General features: G+C 62.3%; 17 protein-coding genes and 1 pseudogene. 11 read left to right on the forward strand and 7 right to left on the reverse strand.

Features of this window, described 5'->3' with window-relative positions; all coding sequences use genetic code 11:
- Positions 1-24: 24 nt before the first annotated feature.
- Positions 25-2,532 (forward strand): ATP-dependent helicase HrpB, encoded by a 2,508-nt coding sequence (hrpB, locus tag QMX97_RS10565; RefSeq protein WP_282396882.1) that lies wholly within the window; start codon positions 25-27, stop codon positions 2,530-2,532.
- Between the two features lie 105 nt (positions 2,533-2,637).
- Here hrpB and QMX97_RS10570 read toward each other — a convergent pair whose 3' ends face one another.
- Both QMX97_RS10570 and QMX97_RS10575 read right to left on the reverse strand, forming a co-directional pair.
- Positions 2,638-3,726 (reverse strand): endonuclease/exonuclease/phosphatase family protein, encoded by a 1,089-nt coding sequence (locus QMX97_RS10570; protein WP_213552418.1) that lies wholly within the window; start codon positions 3,724-3,726, stop codon positions 2,638-2,640.
- A gap of 40 nt (positions 3,727-3,766) precedes the next feature.
- A complete protein-coding gene (locus tag QMX97_RS10575; protein WP_065910342.1) occupies positions 3,767-4,426 on the reverse strand; it encodes a YciC family protein in 660 nt (219 codons plus the stop codon).
- A gap of 180 nt (positions 4,427-4,606) precedes the next feature.
- Here QMX97_RS10575 and QMX97_RS10580 point away from each other — a divergent pair, with 180 nt between their 5' ends.
- The 3 genes from QMX97_RS10580 to QMX97_RS10590 all read left to right on the forward strand — a co-directional run bounded on the left by QMX97_RS10580 (position 4,607) and on the right by QMX97_RS10590 (position 6,614).
- Positions 4,607-5,365 carry a DUF2076 domain-containing protein gene (locus QMX97_RS10580; RefSeq protein WP_106802552.1) on the forward strand — a complete coding sequence of 253 codons (759 nt, stop codon included), beginning with the start codon at positions 4,607-4,609 and terminating at the stop codon, positions 5,363-5,365.
- A 118-nt stretch (positions 5,366-5,483) separates the two neighbouring features.
- The gene (locus QMX97_RS10585; protein WP_034117765.1) at positions 5,484-5,960 is read left to right on the forward strand and encodes an NYN domain-containing protein; all 477 of its coding nucleotides are present in this window, start codon (positions 5,484-5,486) and stop codon (positions 5,958-5,960) included.
- A 42-nt stretch (positions 5,961-6,002) separates the two neighbouring features.
- Positions 6,003-6,614 (forward strand): 3'-5' exonuclease, encoded by a 612-nt coding sequence (locus QMX97_RS10590; protein ID WP_282396883.1) that lies wholly within the window; start codon positions 6,003-6,005, stop codon positions 6,612-6,614.
- A 36-nt stretch (positions 6,615-6,650) separates the two neighbouring features.
- On the opposite strand, the pseudogene QMX97_RS10595 reads toward QMX97_RS10590, so the two are convergent.
- A pseudogene (locus QMX97_RS10595) lies at positions 6,651-6,794 on the reverse strand (DUF3077 domain-containing protein); the annotation flags it as partial.
- A gap of 193 nt (positions 6,795-6,987) precedes the next feature.
- Between QMX97_RS10595 and QMX97_RS10600 the strand changes: the two are divergent.
- Together QMX97_RS10600 and QMX97_RS10605 are read left to right on the forward strand one after the other, a co-directional pair.
- Positions 6,988-7,554 (forward strand): hypothetical protein, encoded by a 567-nt coding sequence (locus tag QMX97_RS10600; protein ID WP_282396884.1) that lies wholly within the window; start codon positions 6,988-6,990, stop codon positions 7,552-7,554.
- Entirely contained in the window at positions 7,544-7,807 is a 264-nt protein-coding gene (locus tag QMX97_RS10605) for a hypothetical protein (RefSeq protein ID WP_065910128.1), read from the forward strand. The genes QMX97_RS10600 and QMX97_RS10605 overlap by 11 nt, the downstream gene beginning before the upstream one ends.
- Before the next feature lie 121 nt (positions 7,808-7,928).
- Here QMX97_RS10605 and QMX97_RS10610 read toward each other — a convergent pair whose 3' ends face one another.
- Together QMX97_RS10610 and QMX97_RS10615 are read right to left on the reverse strand one after the other, a co-directional pair.
- Positions 7,929-8,627 (reverse strand): cyclase family protein, encoded by a 699-nt coding sequence (locus QMX97_RS10610; protein ID WP_282396885.1) that lies wholly within the window; start codon positions 8,625-8,627, stop codon positions 7,929-7,931.
- On the reverse strand, positions 8,617-9,072 hold the full coding sequence (locus QMX97_RS10615) for an Lrp/AsnC family transcriptional regulator (protein WP_065910132.1): 456 nt from the start codon (positions 9,070-9,072) through the stop codon (positions 8,617-8,619). The genes QMX97_RS10610 and QMX97_RS10615 overlap by 11 nt, the downstream gene beginning before the upstream one ends.
- 161 nt (positions 9,073-9,233) lie before the next feature.
- Between QMX97_RS10615 and yedA the strand changes: the two genes are divergently transcribed.
- Together yedA and QMX97_RS10625 are read left to right on the forward strand one after the other, a co-directional pair.
- Complete coding sequence (gene yedA, locus QMX97_RS10620) at positions 9,234-10,130, forward strand: drug/metabolite exporter YedA (protein ID WP_201145945.1); 897 nt, start codon at positions 9,234-9,236, stop codon at positions 10,128-10,130.
- A gap of 48 nt (positions 10,131-10,178) precedes the next feature.
- A complete protein-coding gene (locus tag QMX97_RS10625; RefSeq protein WP_065910135.1) occupies positions 10,179-11,513 on the forward strand; it encodes a DEAD/DEAH box helicase in 1,335 nt (444 codons plus the stop codon).
- 114 nt (positions 11,514-11,627) lie between these two features.
- Here the strand turns inward: QMX97_RS10625 and QMX97_RS10630 are convergent, their stop codons facing one another.
- Together QMX97_RS10630 and QMX97_RS10635 are read right to left on the reverse strand one after the other, a co-directional pair.
- Positions 11,628-12,872 (reverse strand): TIGR03862 family flavoprotein, encoded by a 1,245-nt coding sequence (locus tag QMX97_RS10630; RefSeq protein WP_282396886.1) that lies wholly within the window; start codon positions 12,870-12,872, stop codon positions 11,628-11,630.
- 375 nt (positions 12,873-13,247) lie between these two features.
- Positions 13,248-14,168, reverse strand: coding sequence for a histone deacetylase (locus tag QMX97_RS10635; RefSeq protein ID WP_282396887.1), 921 nt, complete (start codon positions 14,166-14,168; stop codon positions 13,248-13,250).
- A gap of 75 nt (positions 14,169-14,243) precedes the next feature.
- Here QMX97_RS10635 and QMX97_RS10640 point away from each other — a divergent pair, with 75 nt between their 5' ends.
- The 3 genes from QMX97_RS10640 to QMX97_RS10650 are packed head-to-tail and all read left to right on the forward strand — an operon-like array spanning position 14,244 to position 16,320.
- Positions 14,244-14,813 carry a GNAT family N-acetyltransferase gene (locus tag QMX97_RS10640; protein ID WP_282396888.1) on the forward strand — a complete coding sequence of 190 codons (570 nt, stop codon included), beginning with the start codon at positions 14,244-14,246 and terminating at the stop codon, positions 14,811-14,813.
- 47 nt (positions 14,814-14,860) lie between these two features.
- Positions 14,861-15,730: an acyl-CoA thioesterase II gene (gene tesB / locus QMX97_RS10645; protein ID WP_065910141.1), complete on the forward strand. Its 870-nt coding sequence runs from the start codon at positions 14,861-14,863 to the stop codon at positions 15,728-15,730.
- Positions 15,727-16,320: an HAD family hydrolase gene (locus tag QMX97_RS10650; protein ID WP_282396889.1), complete on the forward strand. Its 594-nt coding sequence runs from the start codon at positions 15,727-15,729 to the stop codon at positions 16,318-16,320. The genes tesB and QMX97_RS10650 overlap by 4 nt, the downstream gene beginning before the upstream one ends.
- Positions 16,321-16,576 lie beyond the last annotated feature (256 nt).

Raw genomic sequence — 16,576 nt, forward strand, 5'->3', positions numbered from 1 at the left:
TCGCCGCTCTGCTTTGGAGCCAGTATGAATTCGTTGCCGATCGATGATGTTTTACCCGCCCTGCGTGACGCCTTGGCGAATCGCCATGAAGCCGTGCTGGAAGCACCGCCCGGCGCCGGTAAAACCACCCGTGTGCCCTTGGCCTTGTTGAACGAGCCCTGGCTGGCCGGGCAGACCATCCTGATGCTCGAACCGAGGCGCCTGGCGGCGCGTGCTGCGGCTGAACGGCTGGCCAGTGAGCTGGGCGAAAAGGTCGGTGAAACCGTCGGCTATCGCATCCGTCTCGACAGCAAAGTCGGCCCCAATACACGGATTGAAGTGGTCACCGAAGGCATCCTCACCCGTCGCTTACAGGATGACCCGGCACTCGACGGCGTGGGCCTGCTGATCTTCGACGAATTCCACGAACGCAGCCTCGACGCCGACCTGGCGCTGGCCCTGAGCCTGAACGGGCGCGAGCTGTTTCGCGATGAGCAGCCGCTGAAAATCCTGCTGATGTCCGCGACCCTCGAAGGCGAGCGCCTGGCCAGCTTGCTGGACGACGCGCCGATCCTGCGCAGCGAGGGACGTATGTTCCCGGTGCAGACGCGCTGGGGCCGGCCGTACCAGCCGGGTGAATTCATCGAGCCGCGTGTGGTGAACACCCTCCTCGAGGCCCTGCACGACGAGTCCGGCAGTGTGCTGGTGTTTTTGCCGGGGCAGGCGGAGATTCGCCGGGTCCATCAACAACTGGCCGACGCCCTGGGCGACCGCAGCGATGTGCTGCTGTGCCCGCTGCATGGCGAGTTGGACCTCAACGCCCAGCGCGCCGCCATCGACCCGGCCCCGGCCGGCAAACGCAAAGTGGTACTCGCCACCAACATCGCCGAGACCAGCCTGACCATCAATGGCGTACGTGTGGTGATCGACGCCGGGCTGGCGCGCGTGCCGCGTTTCGACCCTGGCAGCGGCATGACCCGCCTCGATACCCAACGCATCTCCCGCGCCAGTGCCACCCAGCGCGCCGGCCGGGCAGGGCGCCTGGAGCCGGGGGTGTGTTATCGCTTGTGGTCCGAGGACCAGCATGAAGGCCTGGCCGCGTATGGCAGTGCGGAAATCCTCGCCGCCGATCTCGCCGGCCTGGCGCTGCAACTGGCGCGTTGGGGTGTCACACCCACGCAACTGGTGTGGCTCGATGTGCCGCCGACCGCCGCCTATGCCCAGGCCCAGGATTTGCTGCAGCGCCTGGGGGCGTTGAATGACGATACGCTGACCGCGCATGGCCAGAAAATGGCCGAGCTGCCGGCCCATCCGCGTATCGCCCATCTGCTGTTGCGCGGCCAGGATCTGGGCCTCGCGGCGACCGCGTGTGAGGTCGCCGCGCTCTTGGGGGAGCGCGATATTTTGCGCGGCGCTGGCGCGGATTTGCACAGTCGCCTGGCGTTGCTGTCCGGTGAAGAACGCGCGCGCGGCACCCAAGGCGGCGTGCAGCGGGCCAAGCAACTGGCGCGGCAATACCGTGGCTATCTAAGAGGCAAGGCCACCCAGCCGGTGGCCGATCCCGACCACCCACGCTGGCTCGGTGCCCTGCTGGCGCTGGCCTACCCGGACCGTGTCGCCCAGCAACGTCGCCCCGGTGGCGCCGAATATCGCCTGGCCAACGGCCGAGCGGCGCTGTTCGCCGAGGCCGACAGCCTGATGAAACAACCCTGGCTGGTGATCGCTGACCTCGGCAGTCGCCAGGGCCAGCGTGAAGAACGTATCTACCTGGCGGCCGATTTTGATCCGGCACTGTTCGACACGGTGCTGGCCGAGCAAGTGCGCACCGTGGACCAGCTGGATTGGGACGAGCGTGAAGGCGTATTGCGTGCCGAACGCCAGCGCAAAGTCGGCGAACTGGTGCTCAGCCGTGAACCGCTGACCGGCCTGGACGAGTCCGCCCGCAGCCAGGCGCTGGTCAACCTGGTGCGCCGCAAAGGCCTGGAGTTGCTGCCCTGGACGCCTGAACTGCGCCAATGGCAGTCCCGCGTCATGCTGCTGCGCCAGCTGGACGCCGGCAAAACCAGCGAATGGCCAGATATCAGCGACACCGCCTTGCTCGCCAGCCTCGAACACTGGCTGATGCCCTACCTGGGCAAAGTCTCGCGCCTGAGCCATTTCGCCCACCTGGATATTTCCAGCTTCCTGCATAACCTGTTGCCGTGGCCGCTGCCCCAGCGGCTCGACGAACTGGCGCCGCAACATGTGAAGGTGCCGTCGGGCTCGTCAGTGCGTTTGGACTACAGCGAACAGCCGCCGATTTTGGCGGTGCGTCTGCAGGAATTGTTCGGCCTGGCCGACACCCCGCGCATTGCCGGCGGGCGCCAAGTGGTGAAGCTGCACCTGCTGTCCCCGGCACGGCGGCCGGTGCAGGTGACCCAGGATCTGGCGAACTTCTGGCGCAGTACCTACGCCGAAGTGAAGAAGGATCTGAAGGGTCGTTACCCCAAGCACTATTGGCCGGATGACCCGCTGGTGGCGGAGGCGACCGCCAGGATCAAGCCGAGAAAGTAGCGACCGCCGGGATCAAATGTGGGAGCCGGCTTGCCTGCGACTGCGGTGCAGCCGACACACCGCGTCGTCTGCATCGCCGGCAGGCCGGGCTCCTACAGGTGTTGGTTATTGCGCGGCGGGCAGCAGGAACCGTGCGATCACCGGCAGATGGTTGGAAATACGCAAGGTATCCTCCTGTCGCACCTTGGCCTGCACCCGTTTGATCCGTGGGCTGTAGAACAGGTAATCGAGCGTGCGATCCGGGCCTTCGATGCCGGGATCATTCGGAAAGTGCGTCAGCCATTTCTCACGATCAATCCCGCTCGATTCGCTGTTACTCGGGATCATCGGGTACTTGTCCCACAGCAGGTGCAACTCGCTGTCCGGCGAATACCGTCCGCGTTTGCCCGCGTCCAGGCGCAGGAATTGCCCCAGGGGCAGCAGGTTGAAATCACCGCCGATCAACCAGGGCGTGCCGCGACCTTCGAACTTATCCAGCAACTTGACCGTGGTTTGCACCTGCGCCTGCACCGCGCTGCGGCCCGGGGCGTCGCCGTCCAGGCGGGTGTTGAGCACTGCCAGCTGGCCGCCATCACTCAGTGGCAAGTAGGTCAGCAGCAAGGCGGGCTTGGGCTGGAACTGACGGCTGATGAAGTTGGCGTCCGGCGCCGGCAATTGCAGGCGCTCGGCGTGTTCGATCTGGTAGCGGCTCAGGGTCGCCAGCTTGCGGCCGACGCTGCCGAAGATATGCCGGTCGGGGACGAAGTCGGCTTTCCAGTCGAAGGTCTGGGCGCTGCAGGGGTAGAGGTCGACCAGGCGTTCCTGGAGCAGGGCCAGTTGGTCCTGGTAGTGGGAGGGCTTGGCGTTTTCGTCGAGTTCCTGCAGCAGCAGGATGTCGGGTTGTTCGTCGCGGATCACCCGCGCCACTTCGTCGAGGCTGGCGGCCATGTCTTCCACGGTGGGGCGGTCGTCGGGGCCGCTGCCGTCGGTGGTGTCGTACCAGAACACGTAGTTCTTGCCGGCCAGGTATTGCACATTCCAGGTCATGACCTTGAGCGCCTGCCCTGGCAACAGGGTCGGCGCACGCGGCGCAACACAGCTCACGGGCAGGATTTCCTTGGGCTCGGGGCGCCAGGTCAGGCTGTAGATCAGGGCCGTCAGCAGGCCTGCAATGATCAACAGGCCCAGCAAGGTTATGCGCAATAAACGGGTCATCGGCTCGGCTTATAGCGTTTCGGGAGTGGCACGGAGCATATCACCGCGCGTCGGCATCGCCACCGATCAGCATGAATAAACGAAACAGCACCACACTGGTAAACAGCTGCAGGAAGCTGTGCGCGCTGTCGATCAGCACGCCGAGCAACGGCGCAGGCTCGGGATAGGCCGCCACACTGGCGCCCTTGAGCAGCCACAGCGGTGTCATCACGCACAACAGGCACACCAGGATCCGCCAGAAATGCCCACGGGTCAGGCGGAAGCTTTCCTTCATTGCCTCCAGCGCCGGCATGCTGCGCAGTACCAGCAGGTACTCGGCAAACGCCAGCACCACCATCAACCACAGGCCCGGCAGGAAATACAGCGACAGGCCAAGCAGAATCAGCAAGGTGCTCATGGCCGTCAGCAGGGCGAAGCGCGGCCACAGGGTCAGCGCCATCGCCCACACATCCTTGGTGCGCGGCGATTCGCCCCGGGTGCGGGCGTCGAGAAACAGGATCAAGGCGCCGGTGTACAGCGGGTACACCAGCAATCCCACCACCACGCTGTAGCCGGGGAAGGCATCCGGGCCCAGCGTGTGGTCGAGCACCTGTTGCAGCAGGGCCTCCAGGATGACCAACGGCAGGCATAGCTGAACGATGGCACCCAGGTTGTTCCGGGTAAAACGGAAAGAGTCGCGCAATACGTCTAACGGATTCATCAGGTTCATCGCAGGCCTGGAAACAAGGGCGACACTTTAACCGATCAGGGTTGCAGGGACGCAAACGTAAACCTTGAGTAAAGACCATTGAAACAACTGGTAACAGCCCCATAACTAGAGTGCACCTGGCCTGATCACAGGCAGGACCACGATTTCTACCGGCAATCTAACGAGGTCGCCATGAACAGCGAAGAGCAAACCCTGATCGATGGACTGTTTTCACGGTTGCAGCAAGCCGAAACGGACTCAGCCCCCCGCGATGCGCAAGCAGAAGCGCGGATCAAGGAGCACATGACTCGCCAACCGGCCGCCGGGTACTACATGACCCAGTCGATCCTGGTGCAGGAACACGCGCTCAAGAGCCTCGACGCGCAGAACAAGCAGCAGGCGCAGCAGATCCAGCAATTGCAGGAGGAGCTAGAGCGCGCCAAGTCGTCGCAGCCAGCCCCTGCAAGCGGCGGCGGCTTCCTGTCGAGCATCTTTGGCGGCGGTTCCCGCGACCCGCAGCCAAGCCAGAGCGCCCCGGCTTCGTCGGGTGGCTGGCGTGAACCGGGCAGGCCTGCGTTTGGCCAGCCTGCGCCGCAGCAGAACTATGGCGCGCCCCAGCAGAACTATCAGCAACCGCAGCAGGCGCCTGCGGCCCCAATCGGCAGCGGCTTCCTCGGCGGCGCACTGAAAACCGCTGCAGGCGTGGCCGGTGGTGTAATGCTGGCCGAGGGCATCAGCAGCCTGTTCCACCACAACCAGCAGCCGCAGGTAGTGGAAGAAATCATCGAGCAACCGGCGCCGGCCAGCGACCAGGGCGGCTGGGGCAACGATGACCAGCGCTTTGCCGGCAATGACAGCGACAGCTGGGGCAGCAACAACTCGGACAGTTTTGCCGACAGCGACTATTCCGACGACTCTTCTTCCTTTGGCGACGACGATTCCTTCGTCTGACCTGCACTCAACCGGGGCGCTGCGTCGCCCCGGTCTGATTTTTCCCGGAAACGTTCTCGCGACTGGCATACTGGCACCCTTTCCGGGCGCTGGCGCCTGGCTGTCATGAGGAAGTGCGGTGAAGAAAATTGCAGTGTTCGCCGATGTACAAAACCTCTATTACACCGTCCGCCAGGCCTATGGTTGCCACTTCAACTACGCCGCCCTGTGGGCTGATATCAGCGCGCGCGGGCAGATCGTCGAGGCCTATGCGTATGCCATCGACCGAGGCGACAGCAAGCAGCAGCAGTTCCAGCAGATCCTGCGCAACCTGGGCTTCACGGTGAAACTCAAGCCGTATATCCAGCGCAGCGACGGCTCGGCCAAGGGCGACTGGGACGTGGGCATCACCATCGACATCATGGACGCCGCCGACCACGTCGACGAAATCGTGCTGGCCTCCGGCGACGGTGACTTCGACATGCTGCTCGACCGCATCATCCACAAGCACGGCGTCGAAGCCGTGGCGTATGGCGTGCCGGGGCTGACGGCCAACTCGTTGATACGCGCTGCCAGCCGCTACGTGCCGATCGAAGGCGCGTTGCTGCTCAAATAAGCGCTACGGCGCAATAAATAGTTAGACGGAGTTGGAACAGGTTTGGAACGTATAGCGGTCATCGACTTTGAAACCACCGGCATCACCCCGAGCAGCCACTGCCGGGCCACGGAAATCGCCGTGGTCATCCTCGAACGTGGCCAGATCGTGGACCGTTACCAGAGCCTGATGAACGCTGGCGTGCGCGTGCCCGGCTTTATCGAACAGCTCACCGGCATCAGCAACGCCATGCTGCGCAGCGCGCCGCCGGCTGAGCGGGTGATGAACGAGGTGAATGAATTCGTCGGCACCACGCCGCTGATGGCGCACAACGCTGCGTTCGACCAGAAATTCTGGGATTACGAACTGGGCCTGATCCGCCGCACCCGCCTGCAGAAATTCGCCTGCTCCCTGCTGCTGGCGCGCCGCCTGATGCCGTCGGCGCCGAACCACAAACTCGGCACGTTGAATTCCTTCGCCAAGCTGCCCCACACCGGCCAGGCTCACCGGGCGCTGGCGGATGCGGAAATGGCCGCCAACCTCACGGCGCACCTGGCCCAGGAACTGCGCCGCACCCACGGATTGCGCGAACTGTCCCACGACCTGCTGTGCACCTTGCAGAAAGTCCCGGCGGCGAAGATCAATGAGCATCTGAAGAAACATCGCGGGTTCTGATAGAACAACGCCGTTCAAATGTGGGAGGGGCGGTGTTCATCGAGGCTGCACACACTCCAGCGCCCGATCCACCACCCCCTTCGCCATCTCCAACAAATGCATCATCGCCCGCTGCTGCACATCCATCGCTTTGCCCGACGAGTGCGCAGAGCCCACCGCGTAATGCAGCACATCCGCCGCGCAAATGAAAGGGAGTGGTCTTGCTGGCCATTGAAGCAACCGCTCTTTTTGGGGGCGCTTATCTGCTTTCTGAATAGTCAGTAGGCTTGGCCTTGCTGTCCTGTCGGACCATTCTGGATTTTCCCTTCTCCCGTCTATACCCCTTCGCTGCGACCTAAGATCCCGGCTGTCATTTACGTACAGGGACTACGTCATGCAGGAAAGCGATCTTCACACAGCAATCAGGCGAAGCCAGTTTGAGCTCCAAGGCACCGGCATCGATTTCGGCTCAACTTCAAGCATGGCGTTTCATTTGGGAAACACGATGACAAGTTGCCCGGCAGTCATGGTTTTACCTCATTCGCCAGGCTGGACCCATGGCGCCAGTTACCAGTTACTCAAGCCCCTTCATGCGGACTCCTCGGTGCCGAGCACCACGTTTGACGAACTCTGGAAATGTACCCAGCAACACTATGGCTTGACGGCCGCAACGGTTCTCACTGGCGTCGCCGGCATACCTATAAACAAAATTGCCGTGGGCACTTGGGTTCATGTTGGTTCTAGCAAAACGACGAACCTGGCGAGTCTCATCGGAATGCGCTTTTTCCCTCGTACATTGATCAGGCAACCCACGGTGGCCAGAATGGCGAAAGCAACGTTTGGCACCGTCCGGGTATTTGGCATTATTGGACGGGGCATTCCTTTCGTTGCTGCGGGGTTGGCTGTCTTTGATCTAATCAGTATTGGTAAGTGCGCCTATGAGGCAAGAAATGGCAGCTAGCCCGACTAGAGCCGAGATCAGCGAAAAGGTGATTCAGCTATTCGTCGATATCATCGGTTTCATCGACCGAAGTCAGGTCACCGAGCAAACGGACTTCATCCATGACTTCAAGATTATTGATGATGATTTGACCTGCTTTGTCATGCAGATCAAGTGGCAATTCAACTTGCAAGCGACGCAGAAAGATTGGGATCACATCACCACCATCGAGCAGGTGGTCGATTTGATTGTTCAACGCTCACAGCTGTGTTGAAGCAACTGACGTCATCGCGGGCAAGCCCAGCTCCCACAGTTGACCGAGTTGCCCGGACTGTATGCGGTCTAGTGTGGGAGCTGGCTTGCCTGCGATGGCGTCGGTAGGGCCTACCTGCAAGTCAGGGAATAAACGCCATCACTGATGCTGGTGATCCCGAACCGCCTTCCAGTCCTAGTACACCTATCACTAACGTGGCGCCCTTGGCCGGAAGCCGGTCGAGGTGGGTCAGGCACTCCAGCACAATCCCGTTTCCCGCCAACACGGCATGGTTTGTCGCGAAGGCGGTGCTTTGCCCTGGATCAACCCCGTGGGTATCAATGCCAACCCCGGCAATCTGGCGCTGTTCGAGCAAAAACCGAATCGCCGCTTCACCAATCCCAGGGAAGTGTGAGCCTTGCGCGTCCTGCCCAAAAAACGCTATCGGGTCGTTCCAGAGGTGTTGCCAGCCGGTGTACATCAGCACCACCGAGCCAGGTTCGATAAGCCCGTGCTGACGTTCCCATGCTTCAATATCCAGTGGGCTGATTTCGTAGTCTGGATTGCTCTGGGTTTTACCGTGCACATCGATCACTACGGCGGGCCGCACCAAGTCTTCGGGTCGATAACCATCAATCCCCATTCCACCAGCATAAAAACTGTTCGGCGCATTCATATGCGTGGCGCTATGTTCACCCATGCTGAACCGACGAAGGAAATAGCCGTCCTTGTCCCGTGACGCGACGTCTTCAAACGCCACCGGCGGGTCCCCCGGCCACAGCGGAATACGCGGGGAGATCGGGTGACTGAGGCTGAAGACCTTGCTGGGCTTATCCACCATTTTTGCCCTCCAACTGCCCCAACGGCACCCGCCGTTCTATCGCGCTCGACAAGATGATCGAGGTCTTGCTGAACCCGAACTTCGCCACCCGGTTGATCAAATTCTCCAACTCCGGCATCGAGCCCACCGCTGCCTGCATGATCACGCACGGATCGCCCGTTACACGATGGCATTCGGTCAGTTCGGGGATTTCGGCCAGGGCATCGTAGACCTTCTGGCTGCCGTGGTTGGTCAGTCTCAGTTCCATCACGCACTGAATCGGCAGGCCGACTTTGGATAAGTCCACCTTGGCCTGATACCCGGTGATCACGCCGCTGGCCTCCAGCTTGGCCACGCGTTCGGCGACGGCGGGGGCGGAGAGGTTTACCGTGCGCGCCAGTTGCGCGTAGGAAGCGCGGCCGTCTTCGAGCAGGGCGCTGAGGAGCATGCGGTCGTATTTGTCCATGATAAGGCTCCAGGAGCGCGTGGCTTTCGAAAGTAGGGGTTATAGCCCTGATAACCATGTTTTGAAAAGTGTACTGGCGGATTAAACAGGTTTTGTAACTTATGTTTAGGCGCCTCCCTTTTTAGAATAAGCCTCTCTCATTTCTGCCATAGAGCTGCCCAATGCCAGGCCCACGTCGCTTTCCCTTACCGTTGATCGCCGCTTTTTTTGCGTTGTATGTGATTTGGGGCTCCACCTACCTGGTGATCCGCATCGGCGTGGAATTCTGGCCGCCGCTGATGCTGGGTGGGATTCGCTTCCTGGTGGCGGGGGCGGTGATGTATGGCTTCTTGCGTTGGCGCGGGGCGCCAGCGCCGACCTGGGAGCAATGGAAAGCAGCTGCCAAGATCGGCATTTTGCTGCTGACCTTCGGCAATGGCGCGGTGAGTGTGGCCGAGCACACCGGCGTCTCGTCCGGTGTGGCGGCGCTGGCGGTGGCGACCGTGCCGCTGTTCACCTTGCTGTGCGGTTATTTCTGGGGCGCGCGTAATACCCGCCTGGAATGGGCGGGCGTAATCCTGGGGATGATCGGCATCGCCATGCTCAACATGGGTAGCACATTGCAGTCGAGCCCGATGGGCGCCGCTTTATTATTGTTTGCAGCGGCGTCGTGGGCGTTTGGTTCGGTGTGGAGCCGGCGTCTGCCGTTGCCGCCGGGGGCAATGGCCAGTGCGGCGGAAATGCTGGTGGCCGGCGTGACGCTGTTGATCGCCAGCGCGCTCACCGGTGAACACCTGCAAGCCATGCCGCCGCTGGAAGGCTGGCTGGCCCTGGCGTACCTGGCCGTGTTCGGCTCGATCATCGCCTTCAACGCCTATATGTACCTGCTCAAGCATGTGCGTCCGGCGGCGGCGACCAGCTATGCCTACGTCAACCCGGCGGTGGCGGTGTTGCTGGGGATCGTGTTCATCGGCGAGACCATCGGCCTGGAAGAAGCCCTGGCGATGCTGGTGATTATCAGCGCGGTGCTGTTGATCAGCCTGCCCCAGTGGCGCAAGCCCAAGCCGGAAATAAGGTAAACTGCCGCGCATTACGCCCTTGCGCTGAATTTTTCCTACGGTAAACACATGACTTTCGCCACACTTGGCCTGATCGAACCCTTGCTGCGCGCCCTTGAGACGCTTGGCTACCAGACCCCGACGCCGGTGCAGGCGCAAGCCATTCCGGCGGTGCTGGCCGGTCGCGACCTGATGGCTGCGGCCCAGACCGGCACCGGCAAGACCGCCGGTTTCGCCGTGCCGCTCCTGCAATTGCTGACAATGGAAGGGCCCAAAGTCGCTGCCAACTCGGCCCGCGCACTGATCCTGTGCCCGACCCGTGAACTGGCCGAGCAGGTTCACGCCAGCGTTGCCGAGTACGCCCAACACCTGCCGCTGACCACTTACGCGGTGTACGGCGGCGTGAGCATCAACCCGCAGATGATGAAGCTGCGCAAGGGTGTCGACATCCTGGTCGCCACGCCGGGCCGGCTGATCGACCTGTTCCGCCAGAACGCGCTGAAACTCAACCAGCTGCAGACCCTGGTGCTGGATGAAGCCGATCGCATGCTCGACCTGGGCTTCTCCGAAGAACTGGCGAACATCTACCGCATGCTGCCGAAGAAGCGCCAGACACTCCTGTTCTCGGCGACCTTCTCCGATGACATCCGCGTGCTGGCCGGGCAGATGCTCAACGACCCGCTGAGCATCGAGGTCAGCCCGCGCAACGTCGCCGCCAATACCGTGAAGCAATGGGTGGTGCCGGTCGACAAGAAGCGCAAGCCCGAGCTGTTTGTGCACCTGATGCGCAAAGGCCGCTGGAAGCAGGTGCTGGTGTTCGCCAAGACCCGCAATGGCGTGGATGCGCTGGTGGATAAGTTGCAGGGCCTGGGCATCAATGCCGACGGCATCCATGGTGATAAACCCCAAGCGACCCGCCAACGCGCGCTGGACCGTTTCAAATCCAGCGAAGTGCAGATCCTGGTGGCCACCGACGTTGCGGCCCGTGGCCTGGACATCGAAGACCTGCCGCTGGTGGTCAACTTCGACCTGCCGATCGTGGCCGAGGATTACATCCACCGCATTGGCCGTACCGGCCGTGCGGGCAACACCGGCGAGGCGATTTCGCTGGTGTGCGCTGATGAAGTGAACATGCTGTCGGCCATCGAGATGCTGACCCGTCAGACCTTGACCCGCAAGATGGAGCCGGATTTCGAACCGGAACACCGCGTGCCGGACACCGATGCCAGCGGGCAGGTAGTGAAGAAACCGAAAAAACCGAAGAAGCCCAAGACTTCCGGTGGTGGCGGCAAGCGCAACCTCGGCAAGTGGGTGGACAGTGGTGAGGTGGCGCCGGCGGAGCCGTCGATCAAGCCGGTGCGCAAGGTCCCGGTTTTTAATACCGGGCCGCGTAAGAAGAAGTAACTGACCTTTGTGGTGAGCGGGCTCGCCCCGCGTTGGGCCGCGAAGCGGCCCTAAAACCTGCAAGCGCGGTTTATCTGTTAAAACCCTGCGGGTTTATTGGGGCTGCTTCGCAGCCTAACGCGGGGCAAGCCCGCTCGCCACAAGCCACTCCAACATCCCGCGCCCGGCTGCTCGTCCGCTGGCAAAACACCCCGTCAGCAAATACCCGCCGGTCGGCGCTTCCCAGTCGAGCATCTCCCCTGCGCAAAACACCCCCGGCAATTGCTTGAGCATCAACCGCTCATCCAACGCCTCGAACGGCACGCCACCGGCGGTGCTGATCGCCTCGTCCATCGGCCGGGTTTTCACCAGGGTCAGTGGCAGCGCCTTGATATCAACCGCCAACTGCGCCGGATCATGAAAGTGCTCGGCCGGGGTCAGCTCGCGCAGCAGCGCCGCTTTCACTCCATCCAACCCCAACTGACTGTGCAAATGCTTGCTCATCGAGCGCGAGCCACGTGGCTTGGCCAGGGCGGCCTGGACCTTGTCCAGCGGCTTGCTCGGCAGCAGATCGATATGCACGGTGGCCGCGCCGTCACGGTTGATGGCTTCACGAATCGGCGCCGACAGTGCGTAGATCAGGCTGCCCTCGATGCCCGTCGCGGTGATCACGCACTCGCCCAGTCGAGGCTTGTCATCCGCCACGCCGATAGCGACGTTTTTCAGCGGCGCGCCGGCGAATTTGCTTACCATCAAATCGCTCCAGGCCAACACCTCGAAGCCGCAGTTGCTCGATTGCAGCGGGGCGTAGGGCACGCCACGGTCTTCCAGCAACTTGAGCCACGCACCATCGGAGCCCAGGCGCGACCAGCTGCCGCCGCCCAGGGCCAGTAGCACGGCATCGCTGTGGATAGTTTTTTCGCCGTCAGGGCTGTGGATAAGTAAGTCGCCCTCGGCATTCCAGCCGAGCCAGCGATGGCGGGTGTGGATAACCACGCCCTGGTCACGCAGGCGCTTGAGCCACGCACGCAGCAGCGGTGCGGCTTTCATGTCGGTCGGAAACACGCGACCGGAGGTGCCGACAAAGGTCTGGATGCCCAGGCCGTGAATCCACTCGCACAACGCCTCGGCGCCAAACGCGCGCAGTAACGGCGCCATCTGCGGCGCGCGCTCGGCGTAACGCGACAGGAACGCCGGGTACGCCTCCGAATGGGTGATGTTCATGCCGCCCACGCCCGCCAGCAGGAACTTGCGCCCCACGGAGGGCATGCCGTCATACAGGTCGACCCGCACGCCTGCCTGGCTCAAAACTTCGGCGGCCATCAGCCCGGCGGGGCCGCCGCCGATAATGGCAACGTGGGAGGGAGCAGTAGCGGACATCAGCAGGCCTGGTGAAAACAAAAGGGCGCCCATTGTAAGCAATGGCGCGCAATTGTGGGGGGGAAGGATCGTTGTGATCGGCGAGCACGCTTCCTGTGGTGAACACCCTTCCTGTGGCGAGCGGGCTTGCCCCGCGTTGGGCTGCGAAGCAGCCCCAAACCCTAAACCCCCGTTCTAACTGACAGAACGCGACGCCCCAAAAAGGGGCTGCTACGCAACCCAACGCGGGGCAAGCCCTCTCACCACAAGGAACCCCCGCATGTCTGATCAGAAAACGTACAGTTTCCTACACGCCATGCGTGGGTTAGCTTTCAGACGCTTACGCTCAACTTATCCACAGGCCGTTCCACAGGCATTGTGGGTAACGCTCACACTTCAATGACAGCCTGATGACGTCCATACCCGTTGTGCGCTGTGATGCAGGATGCCGTGACGACGCGCCAGGGCAGGGCGGTCTTTGCTGTAGCCGCCGCCGATCACGCCCATCACCGGGATGTCGCGGCCCAGGCAGTGGCGCATCACGGCTTCATCGCGGGCGGCGACGCCGGTGTCTGTCAGCTTGAGGTAACCGAGGGCGTCGTCCTTATGCACATCGACGCCGGCGTCGTACAGCACCAGGTCGGGTTGGTACAGCGGCAGCAGGTAGTTGAGGGCGTCATCGACCACCTTGAGGTAGTCGGCATCGCCCATGCCCATGGGCAGTGGAATGTCCCAATCGCTCTGGGCCTTGCGCGCCGGGAAGTTCTTTTCGCAGTGCAGCGACACGGTGATGGCATCCGGGGTGTCGTGGAGGATGCGGGCGGTGCCGTCGCCCTGATGCACGTCGCAGTCGAAGATCAGCACGCGGTTGACCCGGCCGCTGGACAGCAGGTAATGGCTGATCACCGCCAGGTCGTTGAAGATGCAGAAGCCCGCCGGGTAATCGTAATGGGCGTGATGGGTGCCGCCCGCCAAGTGGCAGGCAAGGCCATGTTCGAGTGCCTGCTCGGCCGCGAGGATCGAGCCGCCCACCGCGCGCACGGTGCGTCGGGCCAGGGCTTCGCTCCAGGGCAGACCGAGGCGCCGCTGGTCTTCGCGGGACAACTCGCCACTCATGTAGCGTTCGATATAACCCGGTTCATGAGCCAGGGCGAGAATATCTGCCGGACACAGCTGCGGGCGCAGCAGTTGGCTGTCCTCGGTCAGGCCGCTGGCCACCAGGTGGTCACGCAACAGACGGAACTTGTCCATCGGGAACCGGTGGTCCGCCGGGAACTCGGGGCTGTAGTCATCGTGGTAGATCAATGGCAAAGGCATGGGATTTTCTGACAGGAATCTGCGAAGGATCTTAACAGCGCTGTACACTCACGCACATGGCAAGGGAGGGGACCCATGGAGCCGATACTCGAACTCGAAAGTGCACGCCTGCTGATGCGCCCATGGCGTGACAGCGACCTGCCGGACTTTGCACGCATGTGCGCCGACTCGCAGGTGATGCGCTATTTCCCGGCCAAATTGAGCCACCTGGAAAGCGCTGCGCTGATCGGGCGGATTCGTGGCCATTTCGCCGAATACGGCTTTGGCCTGTGGGCCTTGCAGCGCAAGGACACTGGCGAATTCATTGGCCTGACCGGGTTGCAGAATGTCAGCTTCGAGGCGGCTTTCACCCCGGCGGTGGAAATCGGCTGGCGCCTGGCGCGCGAGCACTGGGGGCTGGGCTATGCCAGCGAGGCGGCGTGGACGGCATTGCGCTGTGGGTTCGACCGCTTGCAGCTGGATGAAATTGTCGCCTTCACCACGGAGGCCAATCTGCCATCACAAAAAGTCATGCAGGCCATCGGTATGCATTACGATCCGCTGGCAGATTTCGAACACCCCAAGGTCGCAGCCGATGACCCGCTGTGCCCGCATGTTTTGTACCGCATCACCCGCGCCCAATGGTTGGACACGCTGCACGGGTAGGAGCTGGCTCCTACAAGTAGAAAAGAATTGCTCTGAGGAGAGTGTGAATGAGCCAAGTATTGGAAGATCTGGTGGACTTGCTGACCCTGGAGCCGATCGAGGAAAACCTCTTTCGCGGCCGCAGCCAGGACCTGGGTTTTCGCCAACTGTTCGGCGGCCAGGTGCTCGGCCAGTCCTTGTCGGCCGCCAGCCAGACGGTCGAAGAAGCGCGGCACGTGCATTCACTGCATGGCTACTTCCTGCGCCCCGGCGATGCAAAATTGCCAGTGGTGTATTCGGTGGACCGCGTGCGTGACGGCGGCAGTTTCAGCACGCGCCGCGTGACCGCGATCCAGAAGGGCCACCCGATCTTCACCTGCACCACCTCGTTCCAGTACGACGAACAAGGCTTCGAACACCAGACCACCATGCCCGTTGTGGTCGGTCCGGAAAACCTGCCGTCGGAGTTGGAACTGACCCAGCAGCGTGCGCACCTGATCCCCGAGCACATGCGCGACAAGCTGCTGTGCCCCAAGCCGATCGAAGTGCGCCCGGTGACCGAGAAAGACCCGTTCAACCCGCAGCCGTCCGACCCGGTCAAGTACGTGTGGTTTCGCGCCGACGGTGCCCTGGCTGACGCGCCGGCGCTGCACAAATACTTGCTGGCCTACGCCTCGGACTTCGGCCTGTTGACCACTTCGCTGCTGCCTCACGGCAAGACCGTTTGGCAGAAAGACATGCAAGTCGCCAGTCTTGACCACGCGCTGTGGTTCCACGCCGACCTGCGTGCCGATGACTGGTTGCTCTACGCCATGGACAGCCCGTGGGCCGGCAACTCACGGGGTTTCTCGCGCGGCAGCGTGTACAACCGCGCCGGGCAATTGGTGGCTTCCGTGACCCAGGAAGGGTTGATTCGCCATCGCAAGGATTGGGCATGAGCCTGACGGACGTTAAGCATTGGGTATTCGACATGGACGGCACCCTCACGGTGGCCGTGCATGACTTTGCGGCCATTCGCGTGGCCCTGGAGATTCCGCCCGAGGACGACATCCTCACTCACCTGGCTGCATTGCCTGCCGACGAGGCAGCGGCCAAGCATGCCTGGTTGCTGGAGCATGAGCGCGAGCTGGCGCTGGGTTCCGTCGCAGCAGAGGGTGCGGTGGAGCTGGTGCGGGAATTGGCGGGACGCGGTTATCGCCTCGGCATCCTTACCCGCAATGCGCGGGAGTTGGCGCATATCACCCTGCAAGCGATTGGCCTGGCCGACTGCTTTGCCGTCGACGACGTGCTGGGCCGCGATGATGCACCGCCCAAGCCCGATCCAGGCGGCCTGCTGAAACTGGCCGCAGCCTGGGATGTGGTACCGAGCGAGATGGTGATGGTCGGCGATTACCGCTTCGACCTCGACTGCGGCCGCGCAGCGGGCACGCGCACGGTGTTGGTCAACTTGCCGCAGAACCCGTGGCCGGAATTGGCAGATTGGCATGCCACAGACTGTGCAGTGCTGCGCCAAATGATCCAGCCCTGAGCCCTGTTGAAGCCAGCTTGAGCCGGGGATGGCGGCGTGTCAGTCGATCTGTTTTCAACTGGCCCACCGCTTTCGCAGGCAAGCCAGCTCCCACATTTTGACTGTGGTTGTCAGGTAGAAAATGGCTCGCCACAGATCTTACAAGCAGCCCCGCGATCCCCTGTGGGAGTTGTCGAGCCCCAGCGAGGCTGCGAAAGCGGCCGCATGGGCGATAGAGGGGTTGGCTGGTCCACCGCTTTCGCAGGCAAGCCAGCTC

Source organism: Pseudomonas sp. PS01298 (assembly GCF_029959745.1).
Classification (GTDB): Bacteria; Pseudomonadota; Gammaproteobacteria; order Pseudomonadales; family Pseudomonadaceae; genus Aquipseudomonas; species Aquipseudomonas aylmerensis.